The 25,322-nt window shown below is 71.7% G+C and carries 26 protein-coding genes and 1 pseudogene; 7 read left to right on the top strand and 20 right to left on the bottom strand.

Translation table 11 applies throughout. The features are described 5' to 3' along the window. Window positions 1–17: 17 nt before the first annotated feature. The 5 genes from ACWIGU_RS35495 to argC are packed head-to-tail and all read right to left on the bottom strand — an operon-like array spanning window position 18 to window position 4,462. Complete coding sequence (locus tag ACWIGU_RS35495) at window positions 18–1,220, bottom strand: acetylornithine transaminase (RefSeq protein ID WP_454405791.1); 1,203 nt, start codon at window positions 1,218–1,220, stop codon at window positions 18–20. Beyond that, the gene (argB, locus tag ACWIGU_RS35490; protein ID WP_454405790.1) at window positions 1,217–2,167 is read right to left on the bottom strand and encodes an acetylglutamate kinase; all 951 of its coding nucleotides are present in this window, start codon (window positions 2,165–2,167) and stop codon (window positions 1,217–1,219) included. The genes ACWIGU_RS35495 and argB overlap by 4 nt, the downstream gene beginning before the upstream one ends. Next, window positions 2,164–3,315 carry a bifunctional glutamate N-acetyltransferase/amino-acid acetyltransferase ArgJ gene (gene argJ, locus ACWIGU_RS35485; RefSeq protein WP_454405789.1) on the bottom strand — a complete coding sequence of 384 codons (1,152 nt, stop codon included), beginning with the start codon at window positions 3,313–3,315 and terminating at the stop codon, window positions 2,164–2,166. Before argJ ends, argB begins: the two co-directional genes overlap by 4 nt. After that, window positions 3,312–3,437: a hypothetical protein gene (locus tag ACWIGU_RS35480; protein ID WP_453468523.1), complete on the bottom strand. Its 126-nt coding sequence runs from the start codon at window positions 3,435–3,437 to the stop codon at window positions 3,312–3,314. The genes argJ and ACWIGU_RS35480 overlap by 4 nt, the downstream gene beginning before the upstream one ends. Continuing rightward, the gene (gene argC, locus ACWIGU_RS35475; protein WP_454405788.1) at window positions 3,434–4,462 is read right to left on the bottom strand and encodes an N-acetyl-gamma-glutamyl-phosphate reductase; all 1,029 of its coding nucleotides are present in this window, start codon (window positions 4,460–4,462) and stop codon (window positions 3,434–3,436) included. The genes ACWIGU_RS35480 and argC overlap by 4 nt, the downstream gene beginning before the upstream one ends. A 175-nt stretch (window positions 4,463–4,637) precedes the next feature. On the opposite strand from argC, the gene ACWIGU_RS35470 reads away from it, so the two are divergent. Then, window positions 4,638–5,087, top strand: a complete 450-nt coding sequence (locus ACWIGU_RS35470) for a DUF6314 family protein (protein ID WP_454405787.1) — start codon at window positions 4,638–4,640, stop codon at window positions 5,085–5,087. 9 nt (window positions 5,088–5,096) lie between these two features. On the opposite strand, the gene ACWIGU_RS35465 is transcribed toward ACWIGU_RS35470, so the two are convergent. From ACWIGU_RS35465 to ACWIGU_RS35455, 3 genes and pseudogenes are all read right to left on the bottom strand, one after another. Next, window positions 5,097–5,672: a histidine phosphatase family protein gene (locus tag ACWIGU_RS35465; protein WP_454405786.1), complete on the bottom strand. Its 576-nt coding sequence runs from the start codon at window positions 5,670–5,672 to the stop codon at window positions 5,097–5,099. A 78-nt stretch (window positions 5,673–5,750) separates the two neighbouring features. Continuing rightward, window positions 5,751–6,200 (bottom strand): annotated as a pseudogene (locus tag ACWIGU_RS35460) (GNAT family N-acetyltransferase). 60 nt (window positions 6,201–6,260) lie between these two features. Further along, complete coding sequence (locus ACWIGU_RS35455) at window positions 6,261–7,697, bottom strand: aminotransferase-like domain-containing protein (RefSeq protein ID WP_454405785.1); 1,437 nt, start codon at window positions 7,695–7,697, stop codon at window positions 6,261–6,263. On the opposite strand from ACWIGU_RS35455, the gene ACWIGU_RS35450 reads away from it, so the two are divergent. After that, window positions 7,696–8,664 carry a DMT family transporter gene (locus ACWIGU_RS35450; protein ID WP_454405784.1) on the top strand — a complete coding sequence of 323 codons (969 nt, stop codon included), beginning with the start codon at window positions 7,696–7,698 and terminating at the stop codon, window positions 8,662–8,664. The genes ACWIGU_RS35455 and ACWIGU_RS35450 overlap by 2 nt on opposite strands. 71 nt (window positions 8,665–8,735) lie before the next feature. Further along, the gene (locus tag ACWIGU_RS35445; protein ID WP_100597064.1) at window positions 8,736–8,930 is read left to right on the top strand and encodes a DUF1918 domain-containing protein; all 195 of its coding nucleotides are present in this window, start codon (window positions 8,736–8,738) and stop codon (window positions 8,928–8,930) included. Between the two features lie 15 nt (window positions 8,931–8,945). On the opposite strand, the gene ACWIGU_RS35440 is transcribed toward ACWIGU_RS35445, so the two are convergent. Further along, entirely contained in the window at window positions 8,946–10,154 is a 1,209-nt protein-coding gene (locus ACWIGU_RS35440; protein ID WP_454405783.1) for a glycoside hydrolase family 10 protein, read from the bottom strand. A gap of 175 nt (window positions 10,155–10,329) precedes the next feature. Here ACWIGU_RS35440 and ACWIGU_RS35435 point away from each other — a divergent pair, with 175 nt between their 5' ends. Together ACWIGU_RS35435 and ACWIGU_RS35430 are read left to right on the top strand one after the other, a co-directional pair. Continuing rightward, window positions 10,330–11,190 carry a 3-hydroxybutyryl-CoA dehydrogenase gene (locus ACWIGU_RS35435; RefSeq protein WP_326776646.1) on the top strand — a complete coding sequence of 287 codons (861 nt, stop codon included), beginning with the start codon at window positions 10,330–10,332 and terminating at the stop codon, window positions 11,188–11,190. 226 nt (window positions 11,191–11,416) lie between these two features. Continuing rightward, entirely contained in the window at window positions 11,417–11,674 is a 258-nt protein-coding gene (locus ACWIGU_RS35430; RefSeq protein WP_356272421.1) for a hypothetical protein, read from the top strand. Window positions 11,675–11,689: 15 nt separating this feature from the next. Here ACWIGU_RS35430 and ACWIGU_RS35425 read toward each other — a convergent pair whose 3' ends face one another. The 10 genes from ACWIGU_RS35425 to infC form a co-directional block, all read right to left on the bottom strand. After that, window positions 11,690–12,235, bottom strand: a complete 546-nt coding sequence (locus ACWIGU_RS35425; protein WP_356272423.1) for an NUDIX domain-containing protein — start codon at window positions 12,233–12,235, stop codon at window positions 11,690–11,692. A gap of 74 nt (window positions 12,236–12,309) precedes the next feature. Further along, window positions 12,310–13,650 (bottom strand): transcriptional regulator, encoded by a 1,341-nt coding sequence (locus ACWIGU_RS35420; protein ID WP_454405781.1) that lies wholly within the window; start codon window positions 13,648–13,650, stop codon window positions 12,310–12,312. A 286-nt stretch (window positions 13,651–13,936) separates the two neighbouring features. Beyond that, a complete protein-coding gene (locus ACWIGU_RS35415; RefSeq protein WP_454405780.1) occupies window positions 13,937–15,070 on the bottom strand; it encodes a PP2C family protein-serine/threonine phosphatase in 1,134 nt (377 codons plus the stop codon). Window positions 15,071–15,320: 250 nt separating this feature from the next. Continuing rightward, a complete protein-coding gene (gene pheT / locus ACWIGU_RS35410; RefSeq protein WP_454405779.1) occupies window positions 15,321–17,831 on the bottom strand; it encodes a phenylalanine--tRNA ligase subunit beta in 2,511 nt (836 codons plus the stop codon). Beyond that, on the bottom strand, window positions 17,831–18,955 hold the full coding sequence (gene pheS, locus ACWIGU_RS35405) for a phenylalanine--tRNA ligase subunit alpha (RefSeq protein WP_454405778.1): 1,125 nt from the start codon (window positions 18,953–18,955) through the stop codon (window positions 17,831–17,833). Before pheS ends, pheT begins: the two co-directional genes overlap by 1 nt. Window positions 18,956–19,095: 140 nt before the next feature. Continuing rightward, window positions 19,096–20,250, bottom strand: coding sequence for an ATP-binding protein (locus ACWIGU_RS35400; RefSeq protein WP_454405777.1), 1,155 nt, complete (start codon window positions 20,248–20,250; stop codon window positions 19,096–19,098). A 55-nt stretch (window positions 20,251–20,305) separates the two neighbouring features. Next, window positions 20,306–21,151: a TrmH family RNA methyltransferase gene (locus tag ACWIGU_RS35395; protein ID WP_454405776.1), complete on the bottom strand. Its 846-nt coding sequence runs from the start codon at window positions 21,149–21,151 to the stop codon at window positions 20,306–20,308. A 166-nt stretch (window positions 21,152–21,317) separates the two neighbouring features. Then, window positions 21,318–21,701, bottom strand: a complete 384-nt coding sequence (gene rplT / locus ACWIGU_RS35390; protein ID WP_037628363.1) for a 50S ribosomal protein L20 — start codon at window positions 21,699–21,701, stop codon at window positions 21,318–21,320. Window positions 21,702–21,798: 97 nt separating this feature from the next. After that, window positions 21,799–21,993, bottom strand: coding sequence for a 50S ribosomal protein L35 (gene rpmI / locus ACWIGU_RS35385; protein WP_100597076.1), 195 nt, complete (start codon window positions 21,991–21,993; stop codon window positions 21,799–21,801). Between the two features lie 117 nt (window positions 21,994–22,110). Continuing rightward, window positions 22,111–22,830 (bottom strand): translation initiation factor IF-3, encoded by a 720-nt coding sequence (gene infC / locus ACWIGU_RS35380; protein WP_356272438.1) that lies wholly within the window; start codon window positions 22,828–22,830, stop codon window positions 22,111–22,113. 349 nt (window positions 22,831–23,179) lie between these two features. On the opposite strand from infC, the gene ACWIGU_RS35375 reads away from it, so the two are divergent. Then, window positions 23,180–23,542, top strand: a complete 363-nt coding sequence (locus ACWIGU_RS35375; RefSeq protein WP_100597078.1) for a DUF1844 domain-containing protein — start codon at window positions 23,180–23,182, stop codon at window positions 23,540–23,542. Between the two features lie 13 nt (window positions 23,543–23,555). Here the strand turns inward: ACWIGU_RS35375 and ACWIGU_RS35370 are convergent, their stop codons facing one another. Further along, a complete protein-coding gene (locus ACWIGU_RS35370; protein ID WP_454405775.1) occupies window positions 23,556–24,287 on the bottom strand; it encodes an SseB family protein in 732 nt (243 codons plus the stop codon). 296 nt (window positions 24,288–24,583) lie between these two features. Between ACWIGU_RS35370 and ACWIGU_RS35365 the strand changes: the two genes are divergently transcribed. Next, on the top strand, window positions 24,584–25,321 hold the full coding sequence (locus ACWIGU_RS35365; RefSeq protein ID WP_454405774.1) for a serine hydrolase: 738 nt from the start codon (window positions 24,584–24,586) through the stop codon (window positions 25,319–25,321). Window position 25,322 lies beyond the last annotated feature (1 nt).

Raw genomic sequence — 25,322 nt, 5'->3', positions numbered from 1 at the left:
CGTCGTCGTCCCATTCCTCAGGATCGTCCTTCCCCGTCGGCCCCTTCGAGGGCCTTGTCCAGGACGCCCGGCAGCGCCTGGAGGAAGGTGTCCACCTCGTCGTCGTGGAGGTTGAGCGGCGGCATGAGCCGTACGACATCAGGGGCGGGCGCGTTCACCAGGAGGCCGGCGTCCTGAGCCGCCTGCTGCACCTGCGGCGCGAGCGGCTCGGTGAGCACGATACCCAGGAGGAGCCCGGCGCCCCTTACATGGCTGACGAGCGGGTGCTTGAGGGACGCGATCGCGTCCCTCAGCCGGGCCTCCGCGCGCTTCACGTTGTCCAGGAGGCCCTCGCCCGCGACGGTGTCGAGCACCGCGAGGCCGGCCGCGCACGCGACGGGGTTCCCGCCGAACGTCGTGCCGTGCTGACCGGGCCTGAGCAGCTCGGCCGCCTCGCCGAACGCGACGGTCGCGCCGATGGGCAGTCCGCCGCCGAGACCCTTGGCGAGCGTGACGATGTCGGGGTCGATGCCCTCCTCCGCCTGGTACGCGAACCAGTGCCCGGTCCTGCCGATGCCGGTCTGCACCTCGTCGAGGACGAGGAGGGTGCCGGTGGCCCGGGTGATCTCCCTGGCCGCCCTGAGGTAGCCGGCGGGCGGCACCACGACGCCGTTCTCGCCCTGGATCGGCTCGATGATCACAAGCGCGGTCTCTTCCGTGACCACCGCCCGCAGTGCCTCGGCATCCCCGTACGGGACATGCGTGACGTCGCCGGGCAGCGGCAGGAACGGCTCCTGCTTGCCGGGCTGGCCGGTCAGCGCGAGGGAGCCCATGGTCCGGCCGTGGAAGCCGCCGTGCGTGGCGACCATGTGCGAACGGCCCGTCAGGCGGCCGATCTTGAAGGCGCCCTCGTTGGCCTCGGCGCCCGAGTTGCAGAAGTACACGCGGCCGGACCGGCCGAAGAGCTGGAGGAGCCGTTCGGCGAGCGCGACGGGCGGCTCGGCGACGAAGAGGTTCGAGACATGGCCGAGCGAGGCGATCTGCTCGGTGACCGCCTGGACGACCGCGGGGTGCGCGTGGCCGAGGGCGTTGACCGCGATGCCGCCGACGAAGTCGACGTAACTCTTGCCGTCGGCGTCCCACACCTTGGCGCCCGCGCCGCGGACGAGGGGCAGCCGGGGCGTGCCGTAGTTGTCCATGAGCGCGCCCTGCCAGCGCGCGGTCAGCTCCTGGTTGCTCATGACTCCCCCTGCTTGTCGATGGCTTGCACGTCGGTGGTGGGTACGTCGGCGGCCTCGGGGGCGTCCGGCACGACCATCGTGCCGATGCCCTCGTCGGTGAAGATCTCCAGCAGGATCGAGTGCGGGACCCGGCCGTCGATGACGCGGGCGGTCGTCACGCCATTGCGTACGGCGTGCAGGCAGCCCTCCATCTTCGGGACCATGCCGCTGGCCAGCTCGGGAAGGAGCTTCTCCAGCTGCGTGGCGGTGAGCCGGCTGATGACCTCGTCGGAGTTCGGCCAGTCCTCGTAAAGGCCCTCGACGTCGGTCAGGACCATCAGGGTCTCGGCGTCCAGCGCCGCGGCGAGTGCCGCGGCCGCCGTATCGGCATTGACGTTGTAGACATGTCCGTCGTCCTGGGAGCGGGCGATCGAGGAGACGACCGGGATACGGCCGTCGGCGAGCAGGGCCTCGATGGCGCCGGTGTCGATCGCGGTGATCTCGCCGACCCGGCCGATGTCGACGAGTTCGCCGTCGATCTCGGGCTGGTGCTTGGTGGCGGTGATCGTGTGCGCGTCCTCGCCGGTGAGGCCGATGGCGAGCGGGCCGTGCTCGTTGAGGAGCCCGACGAGCTCGCGCTGCACCTGGCCGGCCAGGACCATCCGCACGACGTCCATCGCGTCCTCGGTGGTGACCCGCAGGCCCGCCTTGAACTCGCTGACGATGCCGTGCCGGTCGAGGGCCTTGCTGATCTGCGGTCCGCCGCCGTGTACGACGACGGGCCTGAGGCCCGCGTGGTGCAGGAAGACGACGTCCTGGGCGAAGGCGGCCTTGAGGTCCTCGTCGATCATGGCGTTGCCGCCGAACTTGATGACGACGGTCTTGCCCTGGTGCCTGGTGAGCCAGGGCAGCGCCTCGATGAGGATCTGCGCCTTGGGCAGCGCGGTGTGCTTCCGCGTCGTGCTCATGAGCTGTACGCGCTGTTCTCGTGGACGTAGTCCGCGGTCAGGTCGTTGGTCCAGATCGTCGCGGTCTCGGAGCCGGCCGCCAGGTCGGCGGTGATGACGACCTCCCGGTAGCGCATGTCGACGAGCTCGCGGTCCTCGCCGACGCCGCCGTTCTTGCAGACCCAGACGCCGTTGATCGCGACGTTCAGCTGGTCGGGCTCGAAGGCGGCGGACGTCGTGCCGATCGCGGACAGCACCCGGCCCCAGTTGGGGTCCTCACCGTGGATCGCGCACTTGAGGAGGTTGTTACGGGCGATCGAGCGACCCACCTCGACGGCGTCGTCCTCGGTCGCGGCGTTGATGACGTCGACCCTGATGTCCTTGCTGGCGCCCTCGGCGTCGCCGATGAGCTGCCGACCGAGGTCGTCGCAGACCGTGCGGACGGCTTCGGCGAACTCGGCGTATTCGGGGGCGACTTCGGCGGCGCCGGAGGCCAGGAGCAGCACGGTGTCGTTCGTCGACATGCAGCCGTCGGAGTCGACGCGGTCGAAGGTGACCTTCGTGGCGTCCCGCAGGGCCTTGTCCAGGACGTCGGCCTCGACGTCGGCGTCCGTGGTCAGGACGACGAGCATGGTGGCGAGGCCGGGGGCGAGCATGCCCGCGCCCTTGGCCATGCCGCCGACCGTCCAGCCGTCGCCCTCGAACACCGCGGTCTTGTGCACGGAGTCGGTGGTCTTGATGGCGACGGCGGCCTTCTCACCGCCGTGCGGGCTGAGCTGCGCGGCCGCCGTGTCGACGCCGGGCAGGAGCTTGTCCATGGGGAGGAGTTCGCCGATGAGGCCGGTCGAGGCGACGGCGACCTCGCCCGCGTTGAGGCCGAGCACCTGCGCGGCCTTCTCCGCCGTGGCGTGCGTGTCCTGGAAGCCCTTCGGGCCCGTACAGGCGTTGGCGCCACCGGAGTTGAGGACGACGGCGGACACGAGCCCGCCCTTGAGGACCTGCTCGGACCACAGGACCGGCGCCGCCTTCACGCGGTTGGAGGTGAAGACGCCCGCGGCGGCCAGGCGGGGCCCGTTGTTGACCACGAGGGCCAGGTCCGGGTTTCCGTTCTGCTTGATCCCGGCGGCGATGCCCGCGGCCGTGAATCCCTTGGCTGCCGTCACACTCACTGGGACTCCTTGTTCGCTTCTCCGCCCGCGCGGCGCAGCGGCGCGGCTTTCTCCCCCAGTGCCTCAAGGGCCTGGGAGGTGCCCCCGGTCTGCGGCCCGGCGGCCGCGCGTGCGTCGCTCACGGCGCGACTCCGATCGTCGTAAGCCCCGTGGTCTCATCCAGACCGAGGGCGATGTTCATGCTCTGGAGGGCGCCGCCCGCGGTGCCCTTGGTGAGGTTGTCGATGGCGCTGATCACGATGATCCGGCCGGTCGCCGAGTCGTACGCGACCTGCACCTGCACGGCGTTCGAGCCGTACACGGACCCCGTCGAGGGCCACTGCCCCTGGGGGAGCAGGTGCACGAACGGCTCGTCGGCGAAGGCCTTCTCGTAGACGGCCCGTACGCTCTCGGCGCTCACGCCCGGCTTCGCCTTGGCGCTGCACGTGGCGAGGATGCCGCGCGGCATCGGGGCCAGCGTCGGCGTGAAGGAGACGGAGACCGGTACACCGGCGACGGCGCTCAGGTTCTGGATCATCTCCGGGGTGTGCCGGTGGCCGCCGCCCACGCCGTACGGGGACATGGAGCCCATGACCTCGGAACCGAGCAGGTTCGGCTTGGGCGCCTTGCCCGCACCGGACGTCCCGGACGCGGCGACGATCACGGCCTCCGGCTCGGCGAGCCCGGCCTCGTACGCGGGGAGGAGCGCGAGGGAGACGGCGGTCGGGTAGCAGCCGGGCACCGCGATGCGCTTGGTGCCCTCCAGCGCGGCCCGCGCGCCGGGCAGCTCGGGGAGCCCGTAGGGCCAGGTCCCGGCGTGCGCGCTGCCGTAGAACTTCTCCCAGTCGCCCTCATCCTTCAGCCGGAAGTCGGCGCCCATGTCCACGACGAGCGTGTCCTCGCCGAGCTGCTCGGCGACGGCGGCGGACTGCCCGTGCGGCAGCGCGAGGAAGACCACGTGGTGCCCGGAGAGCACCTCGGCGGTCGTCGGCTCGAGGATCCGGTCGGCCAGCGGCACCAGGTGCGGCTGCAGCGCGCCGAGGGGCTGCCCCACGTTCGAGTTGCCGGTCAGGGCGCCGATCTCCACATTGGGATGAGCGAGCAGCAGACGCAGCAGCTCTCCGCCCGCGTATCCGCTTGCCCCTGCCACTGCTACGCGTACCGCCATGGAACCCTCCTCTTGGATGGCATGACTATACGCACTGATGCACGTTTATGCAATGCGAATGATCGCCGGGGCGATGGCGGTGCCGCCGTGTTCGGGGTGGATGAGGCAGGCGGCGGTGTCCGGCAGCGGCAAACGGCAAAATGGGGAGCACGGGCAACGAGAGGGGTGGGACGAGATGAGTGAGGCCTGGCCGGTTCCCGACGTGCTGGCCCATCTGGCGGGCCGGTGGCACGTCGAGCGGACGGTGCGCGACCTCGCCGGGGACGCGGTCGGCACCTTCTCCGGGTCCACCGACTTCACGTACGAGGAGGACGGCGGCGGGCTGCTGCACCACGAGGCGGGCACCTTCGTGTGGCACGGCACCGCCCGGCCCGCCGAGCGCAACCTTCGCTTCCTGCCGGGCGGCACCCCGGGCACGGCCGTCGTGCGGTTCTCCGACGGCCGCTTCTTCCACGATCTGGACCTGCGCACCGGCCGCCACACGGCGGACCACCCCTGCGCGGCGGACCTCTACCGCGGCGAGTTCGAGGTGACGGGAGTGGACCTCTGGCGGATGGAGTGGCGGGTCAAGGGCCCCGCGAAGGACCTGGTGCTCACCACCGAGTACACGCGGGCGGCGGCCTGACCGCCCGAATCAGACCGCGGCGTCGAGCCGTACGCTCCAGCGGCCCGCGCTCCCCGTCAGGACGGCGGTCGACAGGGGACGGACGTCGATGTTCCAGTACGTCGACGGGGGCGCCTTGAGCGCGTAGACGAGGGCCGCCCGTACGACGGCCGGCTCGGCGACCGCCACGACGGTCGCGCCGTCGTCGTTCGGCCGCGTGTCGAGCCAGCCGCCGACCCGGGATATGAACGCGAGCAGCGACTCCCCGCCGTGCGGCGCCGAGCGCGGGTCGCGCAGCCACGCGTCGACGGCGCCCGGCTCGACGGCCGTCACCTCGGCGAGCGTGCGCCCGCGCCAGCGGCCCATGTCACAGTCACGCAGGCCGAGCTGGGACAGGGGCGCGAGGCCCAGCGCCTCGGCGGTGCCACGGCTGCGGGCGGTGGGCGCGCAGTAGCGCAGCTCCGCCGCGGCGAGCGGCACCAGCGCGGGCGAGGCCAGCTCCACCTCGTGCCGGCCGGTGTGGTCGAGGGGCCGGTCGTCGTCGAAGCGCTCGGCGAGCAGCGAGGCGCTGCGCGCGGCGGCGAGAAGCGTCACGCGAACGGGCATGCGGTGATCGTGGGGTGTGCCACGGCTGCGGTCAAGGGTCACGGGGCGTATGCCAGCCGCATGCGCCCCGCCGCGCGCTCAGCGCAGGGTGAGCGCCATCCAGATCTCCGGCTCGGCGAGCGCCGCGAAGCCGACTTTTTCGTACACCCCGTGCGCGTCCCGCGTGGCGAGCATGATGCGGCGCAGGCCGAACGGCTCCAGGTGATCGCGGACGGCGGCGACGAGCGCGGTGCCCACGTTCTTGCCGCGGGCGGTCCGGTCCACGTAGACGTCGCAGAGCCAGGCGAAGGTGGCGTGGTCGGTCACGACACGGGCGTACGCGACCTGCTAGCCGGAAGCGGAGTCGTACACCCCGAAGTTCAGCGATCCGGCGATCGCCCGGTCCTGCTGTTCGCGGGCGCGGTCCATGGCCCAGTAGGCGTCCGTGGAGAGCCAGCGGTGCACGCGGTCGGCGTCGATGCGGGCGGTGTCGGCCGAGATCTCGTAGCCGTCGGGGAGTGCGGGCGCTGTGGCGTGGGTGTCGGTCATGACGCGAGATTTGCAGGCGGGGCCGGGGTCCGTCGACCGGTTTCAGGCGCCGGTCGTCGCTCACTCCAGTACCTCGTCGCACGCGGCCCGCAGCCGGCGGACGCCCTCCGTGATCTCCGCGGGCCCGGCGACCGCCGCGAAGCTCAGCCGGATGTGCGGGGCCGGGGGCTCGGCGGAGAAGTAGGGGCGCCCGGGCGCGACGGCGACGCCCGCACGCAGTGCTCCCGCGACGAGCGCCGCCTCGTCCGTGCCGTCGGGCAGCCGCGGCCACAGCAGATAGCCGCCCGACGGCACGTGCCCCACGGTGAGTTCGGGCAGGGTGGTGCGCAGGGCCGCCGTCATCGTGTCCCGGCGCACCTTCAAGTGGGCGGCCACGGTACGCAGGTGGCGCGGCCAGGCCGGTGAGCCGACCAGTTCGAGGGCGGCCTCCTGGAGCGGGCGCGGCACGAAGAAGTGGTCGACGACCTGAATCGCGCGCAGCCGCTCGAGGACGGGGCCGCGCGCGGCGAGGCAGCCGATGCGGAAGCTCGGCGAGGTCGCCTTGGTCAGGGAACAGACATGGACGACCACCCCGTCGTGGTCGTCGGTGGCCAGCGGCCTGGGCAGCGGTCCCGCGTCCTCGTGGACGAGGCGGCGCACGAAATCGTCCTCGACGACGAACGCCCCGGCCTCGCGCGCGATCCGCAGCACCTCGGGGCGCCGCCGTGCGGACAGGACCGCGCCGGTCGGGTTCTGGAACAGCGGCTGGCACACGAACACACGCGCGCCCGTCGCCCGGAACGCCTCGGCGAGCAGCTCCGGACGCACCCCGTCCGTGTCGACCGGCACGGGCACGGGCCGCAGCCCGGCCGCGCGCGCGATCGCCAGCATGCCCGGATACGTGGGTGACTCGACGAGGACGGGGGCGCCGGGCGGGGCGAGGGCGCGCAGGGCGGTGGCCAGGGCGGACTGGCCGCCGGACGCGATCAGTACCTCGGCCGCGGTGATGGCGCCGCCGATACCGCGCGCGAACCACTCGCGGAGCTCGGGTATGCCGTCGACCGGGGGCCGCCCCCACGCGCCGGGGCGGCGGCCCGCGCGGGCGAGGGCTGCGGCCATGGCGCGTTCCGGCTGGAGCGAGGGGTGCAGATAGCCGCCGTTGAACTCGACGACTCCCGGTGGCGGGGCGGAGAGCGTGACCAGGACTCCGGAGGCGTCCACGGCCCGCGGCACCAGCTCGGTCGCGGAGTCGGCGCTCAGCGCGAGCGCCTGCCAGGAGGTGTCACCGGCGGGCTGCGACGCGGCACGGGGCTCCGCGCGGAACGCCCCGGCTCCCGGACGCGTCACGACGAGCCCCTCCGCGGCGAGCTGCGCGAGCGCGCGCGACACGGTCACCGGGCTCACCCGGAACCGCTCGACGAGGGCCCGGCTGGACGGCAGCTTTCCTCCTGGAGAGTAGCGGTTCAGCTCCCCTCGCAGCCGTTCCGCCAGCTCACCCACACTGCTACGCTCATGCATGAGCACCGAGAATAGCGCTACTGCCGCCACAGGGATAGCAGTTGACGTCAGCGCGGCCCCCGCGCCGGGCCCCTCACCACGTCCCGCCCCCACCCCTCTCACGCCGAAGGCGATCCGTGGCGGGACCGTGCTCGCCGCGCTCGGCGTCACCGCCTTCTCGCTCACCTTCCCCGCCACCGCCTGGGGGCTCGAAGGTTTCGGGCCCTGGAGCCTCGTCACCGTGCGGAGCGTCCTCGCCGCCGTGATCGCCGGCTCCTGTCTGCTCGCGCTGCGCGTCCCCGTACCCCAGCGGCGGCACTGGGCCTCTCTCGCCGTCGTCGGCGCGGGCGTCGTGCTCGGGTTCCCGCTGCTCACGACGCTCGCCCTGGAGACGGCCACCACCGCGCACTCCGCCGTCGTCGTCGGCCTGCTGCCCCTGACGACCGCGCTGCTCTCGGCGCTGCGCACCGGCGCGCGGCCCTCGCGCGGCTTCTGGATCGCGGCCTGTGCGGGCGCCGCCGCGGTGATCGCCTTCACCGTGCAGCAGAGCGGCGGCACGCTCACCACCGCCGACCTGTACCTCTTCGGCGCGCTCCTCATCTGCGCCGCCGGCTATACGGAGGGCGGCCGCCTGGCCCGCGTCATGCCGGGCTGGCAGGTCATCGCCTGGGCGCTCGTGATGTGCCTGCCGCTCGCCGTGGCGGGGGCCGTCGTCGCGCTGAGCCACGAGCCGCTGCACCTGACGGGGCACGCCGTCGCGGGGCTGCTCTGGGTGGCCGTGGGCTCACAGTTCCTCGGCCTGGTCGTCTGGTACCGCGGCATGGCGGTGATCGGTATCCCCAAGGCGAGCCAGCTCCAGCTGGCCCAGCCGCTGCTCACCCTGGTGTGGTCGGTGTTCCTGCTCGGCGAGCACCTCTCCCCCGCCGCGCCCCTGACCGCGGCGGCCGTTCTCGTGTGCATCGCGGTAACCCAACGCTCACGCGGCTGAGGGTCTCCAACAACGGGACCCGGTCCTACTCTTGAGATACGGGCCGACGACGGACGAGGAGGTCACTCACGATGCGTGCCACCAAGGGCGACCATCTGCGGGTGCACGGCAGGACCGTGGGCGAGCACGACCGGGTCGCGGAAATCGTCGAAATCATGGGCCACGACGGCGAGCCGCCGTTCAGGGTCCGCTTCCAGGACGGCCACGAGGCGGTGATGTCACCGGGTCCCGACTCCGTCGTGCAGCACGAGGAGCCGGCCCCCTAGTCACACCTGGCCCTCTCAGTAGTGGTCCTCGACCACGCGGGCCATGGCACCGATCCGGTCGGCGCCCACCTCCTTCGCCGAGAAGAACACATGTCCGTTCACCTGCGGATAGCGCTCGGCGAAGGTGAGGTGGCGGGAGAGTTCGGCCGGATCCTGCCACTCGGCGGGCTGGGCCGGATCGCCCGCCTTGTAGAGCGCCTCGCCCGCGTAGAGGCGCACCCCCGTCCCGCGTGCGACGTCCGACCACCAGGGCACGAGCTTCGCGTAGTCCGCGGCGGCGAAGCCGATGTTCCAGTAGAGCTGTGGGCAGATGTAGTCGATCCAGTGCTCGCGCACCCACTTACGGGTGTCGGCGTGCAGGTCGTCGTACGTCTGCACCCCGGCCCGCGTGTCCGAGCCGAGCGGGTCCGTCGCCGCGTTGCGCCACACCCCGAAGGGGCTGATGCCGAACTGGGCGCGCGGTCTGATCCGCTTCACGTTCGCGGCCATCTCGCGCACGAGCCGGTCGGTGTTGTCGCGCCGCCATGAGGCCCGGTCGGGGAAGTTCCCGCCGTGCGCCGCGTAGGCCGCGTCGTCGTCGAAGACCTGGCCCGCGACCGGATACGGGTAGAAGTAGTCGTCCCAGTGCACTGCGTCGATGTCGTAGCGGCCCACGGCGTCGAGCATCGCGTCCTGGACGAACGCGCGCACCTCGGGCAGGCCCGGGTTGTAGTAGAGCTTCCCGCCGTAGGGGACGACCCAGTCGGGGTGCAGGCGGGCCGGGTGCGTGGGCACGAGGCGGGAGAGGTCCGTGTGGTTCGCGATGCGGTAGGGGTTGAACCAGGCGTGCAGTTCGAGCCCGCGCCGGTGCGCCTCCGCGACGGCCGTGCCGAGCGGGTCCCAGCCCGGATCCTCGCCCTGCACTCCGGTGAGGACGCCCGACCAGGGCTCGTACAGGGAGGGCCAGAGCGCGTCGGCCGTCGGCCGCACCTGGAAGACCACGGCGTTCAGGTGCCGGCCCACCGCCGTGTCGAGGTGGGCGATGAGCTCCGCACGCTGCTGGGCGGCGCTCAGGCCCGGCTTCGACGGCCAGTCGCGGTTGGCCACCGTCGCCAGCCACATGCCCCGCATGTCGGCCGCCACCGGAGCGTGGCCGGACCCGGCGGCGGCCGCGTCCCCGGCGGCGAGCCCGGTCAGCGCGGCCGCCGCCGCGACCGCGAAGCCCCTGCGTGACAAATGCCTCATCCGCGCACCCCCTGGCCAACAGTCCCGGCCTCGCCGGGCCGCACTGGGGACAGTGTGCCCGACCCGGCCCGCCGTGTACGGGAGGTTCCGAGTAACGTGCAGGGCCGAGGCAGGCGCCGGAACCCGGGAGTCCTGCCGGCCGGAGAACAGCGAAAGGCACGAGGTGACCGACCCTATGGGGGACATCCAGCGCGTCGGAGTGGTGGGCTGCGGCCAGATGGGAGCGGGGATCGCGGAGGTCTGCGCCCGCGCCGGTCTGGACGTCATGGTGGCGGAGACCACCGGTGAGGCCCTGGAGATCGGCCGCACACGGCTGCACAACTCCCTCTCCAAGGCGGCCGAGCGCGGCAAGATCAGTGCGGAGGAGCTGGCCGAGACCCAGGACCGCCTCAGCTTCACCACCGACCTCGGGGAGTTCTCCGACCGGGACCTCGTCATCGAGGCCGTCGTCGAGAACGAGCAGGTCAAGACCGAGATCTTCCAGGTGCTCGACCAGGTCGTCACCCGGCAGGACGCCATCCTGGCGTCCAACACCTCCTCGATCCCGCTGGTCAAGCTGGCCGTGGCGACCTCGCGCCCCGATCACGTCATCGGTATCCACTTCTTCAACCCGGCGCCCGTGCAGAAGCTCGTCGAGCTGATCCCGGCCCTCACCACCTCCGAGGGCACGATCAGCCGCGCCCAGGCCCTGGTCGAGAAGGTCCTCGGCAAGCACGCGATCCGCGCCCAGGACCGCTCCGGCTTCGTGGTCAACGCGCTGCTGATCCCGTACCTGCTCTCCGCGATCCGGATGTTCGAGTCGGGCATCGCCAGCCGCGAGGACATCGACAACGGCATGGAGCTCGGCTGCGCCCACCCCATGGGCCCGCTCAAGCTCGCCGACCTCATCGGCCTCGACACGGTCGCCTCGGTCGCCGACTCGATGTACGCGGAGTTCAAAGAGCCCCTGTACGCCGCTCCCCCGCTGCTCCAGCGGATGGTCGACGCGGGCCGTCTCGGCCGCAAGACGGGCTCGGGTTTCTACCAGTACTCGTGATCGCGCACGTCCTCGTGGTCACGCGCGGTTCGACGCCGCGCTGACTCTGCGTAATCGAAAGTTCGGGCCCGGCGCTCTTCGGAGTGCCGGGCCCGAACCATTCGCACACCGTGTGCGCACCGGGCCCGCATATGCCCATCGCACACTCTCCCGCCGTACCCACCAGGCGAGTTGACTTTCCGTGCGCAGGACAACGGATCTGCCCACTACGGAAAGGAGCCGACCCGTGACCGCCGACCCCGAGCGTCCCGTGGTCCCGGAAGAACTCGCGGAGTTACGCCGCAGCCTCGATGTGGGTCTCGCCCGCGTCGACGGCAGGCTGGCGCTGCTCACCCAGCGCGATGAACAGAGCGTCAAGGATCAGGACGATCTGAGCACTCGGGTCGCCGCGCTCGAGCACACCCGATGGCCGCTGCAGGCCGTCGCCGCGATCACCGCGGCCGGCGCCCTCGGCCTTGCCGTCTGGCAGGCGTTCGGACGCTAGCGCCCTTCTTCCGGATCAGGCCGGGGCGTCCTGCCCCAGCCTGAGATGGTGCAGCATCAGCAGTGCGGCCGCCATGTTGGCGGCCGGGACCTCGCCGCGGGCGACCATGTCGGGGACGAGCTTGAGAGGGACCCACTCCCGGCGGTCCGACTCGAAGTCGTCCTCGGGATGGCCGACGTACGAACCTTCCTCGGCCCAGTAGACGTGGTGCCTGGCGTCCTCGAGACCGTTGGACGGCTCCACGCTCATCAGATGGCGTAAGGGTCCCGGCCGCCAGCCGGTCTCCTCCTCCAGTTCCCTGGCGGCCGCTGCGGCGATGTCCTCGCCGTCCTCGACCACCCCCGCCGGGAGCTCCCAGCCCCAGCTGTCGGTGATGAAGCGGTGCCGCCACAGGAGCAGCACCTCGTTGGCCTGATTGACCACGGTCGCCACGGCGACCGGCCGCAGCCGTATGACGAAGTGGTCGAGGTGCCGGCCGTCCGGGAGCTCGACATCCGCGAGATTGACCCGGAACCAGCGGTTTTCATACACAGTTTGTTCGTTCTGTTTCGTCCACTGCACGGTTCTGCCACCTTCCGCCGAGTTAGATGGCAATATCGCAGCAGCGGAGCGTGAGAGAGCCGTGCAGGTCGGGCTCAGAGCGGTACGCGCAGTGCCCCGTCGATGAGTTCGGCCGCCTCGGCGGTGCCGGCGCAGCCGTTGCGCACCAGGTGTTCACGTACCGCCCGGAGTCTGTCGCGCAGCCGCTGCGACTCCATTCCCCGGGCCTGTTCCGCCATCTCCACGGCGATCGCGACGGCCTTCTCGGCGTTTCCCTGTCTCAGCTCGATCTGGCTGAGCATGGCGAGGCGGTGCACCCGCCCCCGGTCGTGGGCGGGGTTGTGCACGGCCGCCGCCGCGTGCTCGCACGCCGAGCTGAGGTCGCCGAGGCTCAACAGGGCCTCCGCCACCTGCACGTTGACGAGTCCGGGCTGGACATAGCCCGTCTCGTCCGGTTCGTGGCCGCGCCGGATGCGGTCGGCGGCCGACTCCGCACGCCGGATGCAGGACAGGGCACTGGTGCCGTCGCCGAGGTGCGCGTACGCCTTGGCCTGCATCGCGTACAGATCCGAGGCGAGCGCGGGCGTGATGTGCCGTCCCGCGGCCCGCAGCGCGGCCTCGGCGAAGGCCACCGACTGCCGGTACTGCCGCATGTGGAGCGACTGGTTGACCAGGAGGGCGATGACATAGGCGCCGAGCCCGCGGTCACCGCTCGCCTTGGCGAGGCGCAGCGCCTGGTGGAAGTAGCGCTGGGCGAGGCCGTGCGCGTCGGAGTCGTAGGCGCAGATGCCCGCGATCGCGACCAGGCCGCCGGTGGCGCGGTGCAGTTGGCGGCCCGTCTCGTCGGTGTAGCTGCCGCGCAGCAGGGGCGCCGCCTCCGTGTTGAGGAAGCCGACGATGCGGGTGCGCGTCGCGATGCCGCCGGCCTTGCGGTACATCTGCTCGTAGTGCGTGCGGGCCGAGCGCATCATCTCCAGGTCGGCGGCGCTGACCCGGTGACGTCCGCCGCGTGACACATCGGTGTCCTCGGGCGGGTTCTCCCACTCCCATACGGGCATCACGGCAGGGGTCCCGGTGACGGCGGGGGCGCCCAGTATGTGGGGCCGTTGCTGTTCGTCCGAGCGCCACAGGGCGGTGGCCCGCTCGACGAATCCGGACAGGCTCTGGCCGTGCGGGGTGGCCGGTTCGCCGGGCACGCCCAGGCCGATGTCGTCGAGGGTGACAGGGCGGTGCAGGCGGGCGGCGAGGACCTCGCAGATGAGGTCGGACACCTGGCCGCGTGGCCGCTGGCCCTTCAACCACCGTGCGACGGCGGTGTGTTCGTAGCGCAGGGCGAGTCCTCTGGCACGGCCCGCCTGGTTCACGTGTGCGGCGAGGCCAGCATGGGAGATCCCGGCCTCGTCGAGGATCGCGTCGAGCAAGGTGTTGGGCTGCATGGAGGCCCTCCGGTGGCTCGGTGCCGTCAGCGTAGTGGAGCGGGCTTCACACGGGGTGTGAACGGAGTGCCCGAATCCGGGTGTTGCGCACTCTTTTGTGGCGTGATGCAACTCGATTGACTGAACTGCCTCGCAAGAGGCCGGCCGGGCCGCCGGCTCCCCCTCGTACAGTGCGGCGGCCCGTTTCGCGCCGTCCGGCCGGCTGCCTGCCCGACAACTCCGTGGCCGGGCGGACGGCGCGCCCCGGGGGGCGGGACCCCTGGGGTCGGATCACACGGTGGCACGCTCACTTGGCAGCGCTGTGGACGCGGGGCTCCCCGTGCTGCAAGGGAACTCCCCTGCGGTCGTTGCGCAGGACGAGGAGCGCGGCGTCGTCGGCCGGCAACCCGCCCGTGTGGCGCAGGAGTTGGGCGTACACGGCACGGATGACGGCCTGGGGGACGACCGGCTGGACGCGCACGGCCTCGGCGAGCGCGGCGGGCAGCGGGAAGAACCGGCCGCGCGCGTCCCGGGCGTCCTCGAGCCCGTCGGTGTGGAGCAGCAGCCCCTCCCCCGGGAGGAGCCGCCCGCACGCCACGACGGGCAGCTCGGCCGGGAGCGGGAACGGGCCGAGCGGTGGCAGGGGTTCACCGCCCATGACCGGCTCCGCGTAGCCACTCGGAACAGCCGCGGGACCCACGTGGCTGCGCAGCAGATACGGCCACGGGTGCCCGCAGTTGAGCGCGAGCACCTCCCCGTCCTGCCGGATCTCCAGGAGCAGTACGGTGACGAACTCCTCCGCGACCGGACTGACGGGGTCGGCGCCGCCGGCCGCGGGGTGTTCGTCCCGCGAGCGCTCACGCAGATGCCGGGCCATGGCCCGCTCGAGCCGTCTCAGTACACAGGCCAGTTCGGCCTCGTCGTGCGCGGCCTCGCGGAAGCTGCCGAGGACGGCGGCGACGGTCGCGAGGGCGGCGAGTCCGTGCCCGCGGACGTCCCCCATGATGACCCGCACGCCGTGGTCGGTGGCGATGACCTCGTAGAGGTCGCCGCCCACGGCGGCGCCCCGGTCGGCCGAGAGCTGTCCCGCCGCGATCGCCAGACCGTCGATGCGGGGCGGCAGCGGGCGCAGCAGCACGTTCTGTGCGGCCCCCGCGATCCTGCGCAGCTGCCGCAGTTCGCGCTGGAGGCGGCGCCGCACATGGAGGATCAGACCCGTGCCGACGGCGAAGAAGACGGCGCTCGACGCGATGCGCGCCCCGAGTCCGGTCTGCTGCGCGAGCGGGCAGGCCAGCTTGAAGGTGATCGCCACGGCGCCCCAGGCCGTGGGCAGCGCCAGATCGAGCGCGCGGCGTACGCGAAGGGAGCGGGAGCGGGTGAGCCGGGATCTGAAGGAGGTGCGGGGTGGTCGGGAGGGCGTCCTCGGATGGTTACGGATCATGCCGACGGCCTCCCTAAGGCCCTGTTCAGCGCGGTCGGCCCTGCGGCCGCAATGATTCTGCCGACCGCCTGCCCAGAGAGAACCAGATCCCCACCACTTGCCACCCGAACGAGTGAGGAGTCTTACGGGAGGGTGCACTTATGCGCCCCGAAAGGGGCGCGGGGAACTGCGCGACAAGCCACGGAAGCCCCGCAGCCGATGACGCGCAGCTCCCCGCCACGAACGGTGGAACCGCTACAACCTGCGGAGCCTAGGCTCCGCGCAGCACCGCCCCGGTCCGCTCAGCGGCCAGCGCCACCGCCGCGTCGCGGGCCGCGGAGGCCTCGTCGACGGTCAGCGTGCGGTCGCCGGCACGGAAGCGCAGCGCGTAGGCGAGGGACTTGCGGCCCTCACCGAGCTGCTCGCCCGTGAACACGTCGAACAGGCGGAGGGACTCGAGGAGTTCACCAGCCCCCTCGCGCAGTGCCTGCTCCACGTCGGCGGCCGGCACGGTGGCGTCGACGACGAGCGCGACGTCCTGCGTGGCCACGGGGAACGTGGAGATCCGCGGCGCCTGGAGCGCGCCGGTGCCGGCCCGCTCGATGCGGTCGAGGTCGACCTCCATGGCGCAGCTGCGCTCAGGCAGGTGCAGCGCCTTGATGACGCGCGGGTGCAGCTCACCGGCGTGGCCGACGAGCGTCTCCGCGCCGTCCACCACGGCGAACAGTGCGGCGCACCGGCCCGGGTGCCAGGGCGCGTGCTGGTCGCCGCGCACGATCAGCTCGACACCGGCCTCGCGGGCGATGGTGCGGGCCGCCTCGACGGCGTCCGCCCAGTCGGCCGGGCGGCCGTTGCCCCACCAGCCGGCCCGCTCGCGGGCGCCCGTGAGGACGACCGCGGCGTGGCGGGGCTGACGCGGCAGCGCGGCGTCGAGGCCGGCGATCTCCTCGTCGGTGGGACGCCGGTCGATCGGCAGCCGGACGGCCTGCGGCTCGTCACCGGTCGGCCGGAAGACCAGACCGGTCTCGAACAGCGCCAGGTCGTGCGAGCCGCGGCCGTCGTTGCGGCGCAGCGCCTCCAGGAGGCCCGGCAGCAGCGTCGTGCGGAGCGCGGGCTCCTCGTCGGAGAGCGGGTTGACCAGCTTGACCGTGGTGCGGCGCGGGTCGTCCTGCTCGATGCCGAGCTTGCCGAGCGTCTCGTCGCTGATGAACGGGTAGTTCAGCGCCTCGACGTAACCGGCACCGGCCAGGGCGCGGCCGGCGCGGCGGTGCAGGCGCTGGCGCTCGGTGAGGCCGCGGCCCGCCGGGAGCCTCGGCAGCGTCGAGGGCAGGTTCTCGTAGCCCTCGAGCCGGATGACCTCTTCGGCCAGGTCGTTCGGCTCCCTCAGGTCGGGACGCCACGACGGCACGGTGACCGTCAGGTTGTCCTGGCCGTAGACGTCGCAGCCGACCTGCTGGAGGCGGCGCACGACGGTCTCGCGGCCGTACGTGACGCCCGCGACCTGGTCGGGGTGGTCCGCCGGCAGCGTGATGGTGTGCGGTGCGGAGGGCGCGATGACCTCGGTGACGCCGGGGTCGGCGGTGCCGCCCGCGAGGAGCACGAGCAGGTCCACGGTGCGCTGGGCCGCGGCGGACGCGGCTTCCGGGTCGACGCCGCGCTCGAAGCGCTTGGACGCCTCGGAGGACAGCTTGTGGCGGCGCGCGGTGCGGGCGATCGAGACGGGGTCGAAGTGCGCGGCCTCGATGACGACGTCGGCGGTCCCGGCGTCGGCGTCGTGGTCGGCGATCTCGGTGTTGGCGCCGCCCATGACGCCCGCGAGGCCGATGGGGCCGCGGTCGTCAGTGATCACCAGGTCCTCGGCGTCGAGCACGCGCTTGGCGCCGTCGAGGGTGACGAGCTTCTCGCCCTGCTCGGCCCGGCGCACGCCGATCGTGCCCTGGACGAGGGAGCGGTCGTAGGCGTGCAGGGGCTGCCCGAGCTCCAGCATCACGTAGTTGGTGATGTCGACGGCGAGCGAGATCGGGCGCATGCCCGCCTTCTGCAGCCGGCGCTGGAGCCAGATCGGGGAGCGGGCCTCGGGGCTCAGACCGGTGACGGTGCGCGCGGTGAAGCGGTCACAGCCGGCCGGCTCGGAGATCTGGACCGGGTACCCGTTCGCGTTCGGCGCGGGCACGTCGATGAGCGCCGGGTCGCGCAGCGGCAGGCCGTACGCGATGGCGGCCTCGCGGGCGACGCCGCGCAGGGACAGGCAGTCGCCGCGGTTGGCGGTGACGGCGATGTCGAGGACCTCGTCGACGAGCTCGAGAAGCTCGATCGCGTCGGTGCCGACCTCGTGCTCGGGCGGCAGGACGATGATGCCACCGGAGCCGTCGTCCCCCATACCCAGCTCGTCGCCGGAGCAGATCATGCCGTGCGAGGTCCGGCCGTACGTCTTGCGCGCGGCGATCGCGAAGTCGCCGGGCAGCACGGCGCCGGGCAGGACCACGACGACCTTGTCGCCGACGGCGAAGTTACGGGCGCCGCAGACGATCTCCTGCGGCTCGCCGGTGCCATTGGCCTGGCCGACGTCGACGGTGCAGAAGCGGATGGGCTTCTTGAAGCCCTCCAGCTCCTCGATGGTCAGGACCTGACCGACGACGAGGGGGCCCTTGAGGCCGGCGCCGAGCTGCTCGACGGTCTCGACCTCGAGGCCGGTGGCGACGAGCTTCTCCTGCAGGTCACGGCCGGTCTCGGTGGCGGGGAGATCGACGTACTCCCGCAGCCAGGAAAGCGGGATACGCATCAGATCTCCATCCCGAACGGCCGGGTGAACCGGATGTCACCCTCGACCATGTCTCGCATGTCTTCGACGTTGTGGCGGAACATCAGCATCCGCTCGATGCCGAACCCGAAGGCGAATCCGCTGTACTTCTCGGGGTCGATGCCCGCCGCGGTCAGCACCTTGGGGTTGACCATGCCGCAGCCGCCGAGCTCGATCCAGCCCTCGGAGGAGCAGGTGCGGCACGGCCGGTCCGGGTTGCCGACGGACTCGCCGCGGCACACGTAGCAGACCATGTCCATCTCGGCGGACGGCTCGGTGAACGGGAAGAAGTTCGGCCGCAGGCGGGTCTTCATGCCCTCACCGAAGAGCGCCTGGACCATGTGGTCGAGGGTGCCCTTGAGGTCCGACATCGTCAGGCCCTCGTCGACGGCGAGCAGCTCGACCTGCATGAACACCGGGGTGTGCGTGGCGTCCAGCTCGTCGGAGCGGTAGACGCGGCCCGGGCAGATCACGTAGACCGGCGGCTCGCGGTCGAGCATGGACCGGATCTGCACGGGGGACGTGTGGGTGCGCAGGACGACGTTCGACTCCGTCTCGCGGCCCTTGGGGCCCTCGACGAAGAACGTGTCCTGCATCCCGCGCGCGGGGTGGTCGGGGCCGATGTTCAGGGCGTCGAAGTTGAACCACTCCGCCTCGACCTCGGGGCCCTCGGCGACCTCGTAGCCCATGGCCACGAAGACGTCCTCGATGCGCTCCGAGAGCGTGGTCAGGGGGTGGCGGGCGCCGGCCGGGGTCCGGTCGTAGGGCAGCGTGACGTCCACGGCCTCCTCGACCAGGACGCGCGCGTCGCGCTCGGCCTCGAGCTCCGACTGGCGGGCGGCGAGGGCCTTGCTGACGGCGCCGCGGGCCATGCCGACGCGCTTGCCGGCCTCGGCCTTGGCCTGCGGGGGCAGGGCGCCGATCTCGCGGTTGGCGAGCGACAGGGGCGAGGTGCCGCCGGTGTGGGCGACCTTGGCCTCCTGGAGCGCGCCGAGGGACTGCGCGGCCGCGAAGGCGGCGAGCGCCTCGTCCCGCATGCGCTCGATCTCTTCCGGTTTCAAGGCCTCGACCTCAACAGGGTCGTACGACTTATTCGGTGCCGACATCTCTTCCCGTGCTTCCGGTTGGTTTGGCGGATGGTCCCCGTCCACGACTCGGAGACGATTCGTCTCAGGATTGGGACGCAAAGTGCCAAAGACCGAGTCTAACGGGGGTGTGGTGTGCCGAGGTGCCCGTGGGGGCCCGCTCAGGCGTTCAGATACGCCGGAGCCCCCACGGGCAACATAAATCGGAACTGGGCGCCGCCGCCGGGTCCGCGGCCAACCGTGATCGTTCCGCCGTGGGCCTCGACGATGCCCTTGACGATGTACAGGCCGAGTCCGGTGCCGCCGCGCTTGCTGCCCCGCCAGAAGCGGGTGAAGACGCGGTTCATGGACTCCTCCGGGATGCCGGGCCCCTCGTCGCTCACGGTGACCGACGTGCCGGCGCACTCCCGCTCGCGGGGTGATGCCGAGGGCATGACGTCGATGGTGACCGTTCCCTCGCCGTGGCGCACGGCATTTTCCAGGAGGTTGCTGAGCACCTGGTCGACCTTGTCCGGGTCGGCCCAGAGGTCGGGCAACGGCTGTTCCACCCGGACGAGGAAGCGGTCGGCCGGCTGCCCTGAGGCGACGTGGGCCTGGATGTGGCGGGCCACGGCGGCGCCGATGTCGACGGGCTGGCGGCGCACTTCGAGGCGGCCGGAGTCGATGCGGGAGATGTCGAGGAGCTCGGCGATGAGCCGTGTGACACGGTTCGCGTCGGCGTCGACGGTCTCCAGCATGAGCTTCTTCTGGTCGTCGGTGAACCGCTCCCACTTCGCGAGCAAGGTCGCGGTGAAGCCCTTCACCGAGGTGAGGGGCGAGCGCAGCTCGTGGGCGACGGTCGCGATCAGCTCGGCGTGGCTGCGCTCAGTGCGGCGTCGCGCCTCCGTGTCGCGGAGGGAGACGACGACGCGGCGGACGGGTCCGGTGGGCGCCGTGCGGACATAGCGTGCGGAGACGAGGACCTCTCGCCCGCCGGGGAGCAGCAGATTCCGCTCGGGCTGGGCGAAGCGGGTGGCGAGGCCGCCGTACGGGTCGGTCAGCTGCCACCAGCGGCGGCCTTCGAGATCCTCTAAGGGGAGTGCGCGCTCCAGGGGGCGGCCGAGGGCGTCGGCGGCGGGGACGGCGGTGATGCGGACGGCCGCCGCGTTGAAGCAGATGACGTGCCCGGTCTCGTCGGCGATGACGAGCCCGTCGGGCAGGTCGTCGGGGTGGAGGCCGGTGTCGGCGAGGGTGCTGAGGTCGTCGGGGCCGCGTCGGGGCGCGGGCGGGCGCAGGGTGTCCCGTGCCCCCGGTGCTCTGCTCGTGCCGACGTTCATATCCCCGTATCCCGCCTCCCGGAAGGGCGCTGTGGCCTCCGAGCTCGCCACACTACTAGCTGGGGGTGACGGAACGGCACCCTCCGGGGGCTCGCTGTGCACGCGCGGAGGCGTACAAACAGACGGCGGCGGCCGTGGCGAGGTTCAGGCTCTCGGCCTTGCCGTGGATCGGCACGCGCACGACGGCGTCGGCGAGCTCGCGGGTCTCCTCGGGGAGCCCCCAGGCCTCGTTGCCGAAGATCCAGGCGGTGGGGGTGCCCATGGTGCCGCGGTCGAGCTCGGTGTCGAGGTCGTCCTCCCCCGCGCCGTCGGCGGCGAGGATGCGTACGCCCGCGTCCTTGAGCCCCTGCACGGCCCGCTCCACGGGTACGCCGACGGCGACCGGCAGATGGAACAGCGAACCGACTGACGCCCGCACGGACTTGGGGTTGTACAGGTCGACGGACGCGTCGGTCAGGACGACGGCGTCGGCGCCCGCGGCGTCGGCGCAGCGCAGCACGGTGCCGGCGTTGCCGGGGTCGCGGACGTTGGCGAGGACCGCGACGAGCTTGGGGCGGGCGGCGAGGACGTCCTCGAACGGGGTGTCCAGGAAGCGGCAGACACCGACGAGGCCCTGCGGGGTGACGGTCGTCGAGATGTCGGCGATGACGTCCTCGTCGGCGAGGTGCAGCCGGGCGCCGGCGTCGCGCGCCTCCGCGACGATGTCGGCGTAGCGCTCGGCGGCGTCGAGGGTCGCGAACAGCTCGACGAGGGTGTCCGCGTGCCCGGCGGCCTCCCGCACGGCCTGTGGCCCCTCGGCCAGGAACAGCCGCTCCTTGCCCCGGAAGTTCCGCTTGGCAAGCCGGCGCGCGGCACCGACGCGGGGCGACTTGGGGGAGATCAACTCGGGGGCGGCGGCCATTAACTCACCTTCGAAGGGGGAAAGGGGGCGGGACACATGCACCCCTGAAAGGGGCGCGGGGAACTGCGCGACAAGCCCCCACGACCCGCAGAGATCAACGGACGCACTCGGACCCGCAAGCCAATGACTTGCGGGTCCGATAAGGCATCCAGCTAAACGCGGAGCGTCACGCAGCCTTGGGCGCGTTCACGTCGGCCGGAAGGGCCTTCTGCGCAACCTCGACGAGCGCGGCGAACGCGTTCGCGTCGTTGACGGCCAGCTCGGCGAGGATCTTGCGGTCCACCTCGATGTTGGCGGCCTTCAGACCCTGGATGAGGCGGTTGTACGTCATGCCGTTCTGGCGGGCAGCGGCGTTGATGCGCTGGATCCACAGCTGACGGAAGTCGCCCTTGCGCTTCTTGCGGTCGTTGTAGTTGTAGACCAGGGAGTGGGTGACCTGCTCCTTGGCCTTGCGGTACAGGCGCGACCGCTGGCCGCGGTAACCGCTGGCCGCCTCGAGGATCGCCCGACGCTTCTTGTGGGCGTTTACTGCCCGCTTGACGCGTGCCACTTGTTAACTCCTTGTAGCGGGGCCGTGGTTGGACTCACACGGCCCGAATTCGATTGGGTCCCGGTCCGAGATCCGGCGCGCTGCTGCGCGCCGGGACTCACTTGCCGAGAAGCTTCTTGATCTTCTTGGCGTCGCCCGGGGCCAGCTCGACCGTGCCGGTGAGGCGGCGCGTCACGCGGGACGACTTGTGCTCGAGCAGGTGGCGCTTGCCGGCGCGCTCACGGAGCACCTTGCCGGAGCCGGTGATCTTGAAGCGCTTGCTGGCACCGCTGTGCGTCTTGTTCTTCGGCATAGCGCCGTTCTCTCCTCGTCAGTGGCGTTCCCCTGCCGGTCCGGGGTGCGGACCGGCATGCGGAACGTCCAGATGTATCGATTGGCATCCGGTCCGTACGGGCTGTACGTGACCGGATCAGGCCTCGGCGGAAGCCTCGGCCGTGGCCTCTTCGGCAGAGGCTTCGTCGGTCGCCTCGGCCGGGGCCTCGGACTCCGCGGCGTCGTCGCTGGCCCGCTGGGTGCGGCCGTGCGTCGGCTGCGCCTTCTGCTCGGCCTTGCGGGCCTCCTGGGCCTCACGAGCCTCGGCCATGGCCTCGGTCTTCTTCTTGTGAGGACCCAGAACCATGATCATGTTGCGGCCGTCCTGCTTCGGGTTCGACTCGATGAACCCGAGGTCCTCGACGTCCGAAGCGAGACGCTGCAGCAGTCGGTAGCCGAGTTCCGGCCTGGACTGCTCGCGACCACGGAACATGATCGTGATCTTGACCTTGTCGCCCTGCTTGAGGAACCGGACGACATGACCCTTCTTGGTGTCATAGTCGTGCGGGTCGATCTTCGGCCGGAGCTTCATCTCCTTGATGACCGTGTGCGCCTGGTTCTTGCGCGCCTCACGGGCCTTCATGGCCGACTCGTACTTGAACTTCCCGTAGTCCATGAGCTTGCAGACAGGGGGACGGGCTGTCGCCGCCACCTCGACGAGGTCGAGGTCGTACTCCTGAGCGAGCTCAAGGGCCTTGGCAAGCGGAACAATCCCGACCTGCTCGCCGCTGGGACCGACAAGTCGCACTTCGGGAACGCGAATCCGGTCGTTGATGCGGGGCTCGGCGCTGATGGATCCTCCTCGGTAGCACCACACGACGGTCTGGCGGACCGCCGCGTAACGTCTGTTTCGTAGTACCAACCGCACCGAAACACAAAAAATGCCCCGGACGGTACACAGGCGGGGCTCCAAGGACTACCGGAGCACCGCCACGGGTAACCGTGGGGCGCACATCGGACGGCTCCATCGTCCGTACGGAACGATGGGGGCCATCTGACCGGTGACCCGCCGCCCCTCAGGAGCGGCCAGGTGGGAGATCGGAGCCTCCACTTGTGGGCCGGTCACTCAAGCCAGTGGCATGCGTGTCCGGCCGGTCGTTACACAAGGTTAGCAGCTCCCGGGGGGTGGGCCCAACCGAGTGCGCGGGCGGCATATCGTGGGGCACATGAATGACGCCACCCCCGCTGCCGAAAACACTGACTACGACGCCCTGACCAGGGACATCGCCGAGGTCCCCGCTGTCGAGGTGATCGTGACGGTCGCGGTCAACCTGATGAGCGCCGCCGCGGTGAAGCTCGGCCTCACCGAGGAGGGCGACGCCCACAAGGACCTCGACGAGGCCCGCAAGCTCGTGCACGCCCTCGCCGGTCTGCTCGACGCGAGCACGACCGAGATCAGCTCGTTCCACGCGGCGCCGCTGCGCGACGGTCTGAAGTCGCTGCAGCTGGCGTTCCGCGAGGCGTCCTTCGTGCCGGACGAGCCGGGCCAGGGCCCCGGCGAGAAGTACACGGGCCCGGTCTACGGCTGATCGTTCCGGTAGTTCACGCGCGTACGTAGAGGGGCTCGCCCGGTGGCGTGGTCTCGGCCGGCAGGAGTGCCAGGTCGAGGCCCCGCACCAGGCGGGCCCTCAGTGTTTCGTCGGCGGCGATGCGCCCGGCGACGGCGCGGGCGGTCTCGGCGGGAGCCGCCGACGGGTCAAGGACGAGCGCGAGGATGCCGTCGGCGGCCCCCGGGCCCAGGTGGGCGCGGAGCACGCCGGGCTCGGCGGCGACGGCGGCGCGGATCGCCTCCGTGACGGCCGGGTCGGCGAGGGGGTCGACGCTGGTACGGCCCTCGTTCGCGGCGCGCAGGGCGGCGCCGCTGAGCTCGTAGGCGACCGGGCCCGCGAGGTCGATGACGACGGTGTCGGCCTGCTCGTGCGCCGCGGCTTGGAGCGCCTGGTGCAGGGGGACGGCGACGGGGCGGGCCGCCGGGTCCCAGCGGGCCAGGGACTCCGTGGACGTGAACGCGGGCAGGGCCTTGCGGTCGCCCGCCGTGAGCGTGGGCACGGCCATGTCGCTGGTCTTCTCGCGGCGCAGTCCCTTCTCGTCCACTTCCACCTCGCCGAGCACGGCGACCATGGGGACGAGGAGCCGGGCGTCCTTGAGGGCGGCCAGGACCGGGGCGTGCGCCGTGCGGTCCTTCGCCCACGCGGCGAGGGCCGCGCTCAGGCGCGGGTCCGCGGAGCCGTCGTCGTCGGAGAAGCCGGGGTCGGGAATGTTCTTGTTCGCCACGTTCACCGACCCTACCGACCGGGCGGCGCGTTCTTCTCAGCGGACCCTGAGCCTGGTCTCACGGTGCGCACAGGACGGGCGCCGAGCATCCGGGCATGCACCGGAACGGACTCGCGGCGTGGGCCGCCCTTCTCACGGGAACGCTCGTGGGGACCCTCATAGGCTGCTCGCCGGGCGGGGCGGAGCAGCCGGTTCCTGTCGCCGCCACGGCGTCGGCGTCAGCGTCCGGTTCCAGTTCCGGTTCCGCTTCCGGTTCCGGGGAGGCGTCCGCACCCATATCCGAAGAGGAGGTCTCCGTGGACCGTGACGACGCGCTCGCGAAGGCGCTGAAGCCGCTGCTTGCGGACGGTGACGCGCGGGTCTCCGTGGCGGTGGCCGCGCTCGACGGGTCGGCGGACAGCGCGGTGTACGACGGCGCGTCCGCGTTCGACACCGCGAGCATCGTCAAGGTCGACATCCTCGCGGCGCTGCTGCTGCGGGCGCAGGACGCCGGGCGGGCGCTGACCTCGCAGGAGCGCGCGTACGCGACGGCGATGATCGAGAACAGTGACAACGCGTCCGCGACGGCCCTGTGGGAGGCGATCGGCGGCGCGGACGGGCTCGACGCGGCGAACCTGACGCTGGGTCTGACCGGGACGAGGGCGGGCGCGGGTGGCGAGTGGGGTCTGACACAGACGACCGCGGAGGATCAACTGACGTTGCTGCGGGCCGTGTTCGGCGCGAAGGACACCGACTCGAAAAAACTGGGCGAGGCGTCGCGCGCGTACGTGGTCGGGCTGATGGGGCGGACCGCCGCGGATCAGCGGTGGGGTGTGTCCGCGGCGGCCGACTCCGCGTCCGTGTGCGCGCTGAAGAACGGGTGGCTGCCGCGCAGCGCGACCGGGCTGTGGGACATCAACAGCGTCGGGCGGGTGTCCGTGGGCGGGAAGCGGTATCTGGTCTCGGTGCTCTCCGACGGCAATACGACCAAGGACGCGGGGGTGGCTCTCGTGGAGGGGGTCGCGAAGGCGGCCGTCACCGTGCTCACCGGCTGAG

The organism is Streptomyces sp. NPDC055400 (assembly GCF_053644375.1).
This window is presented reverse-complemented; position numbering and strand designations above follow the sequence as displayed.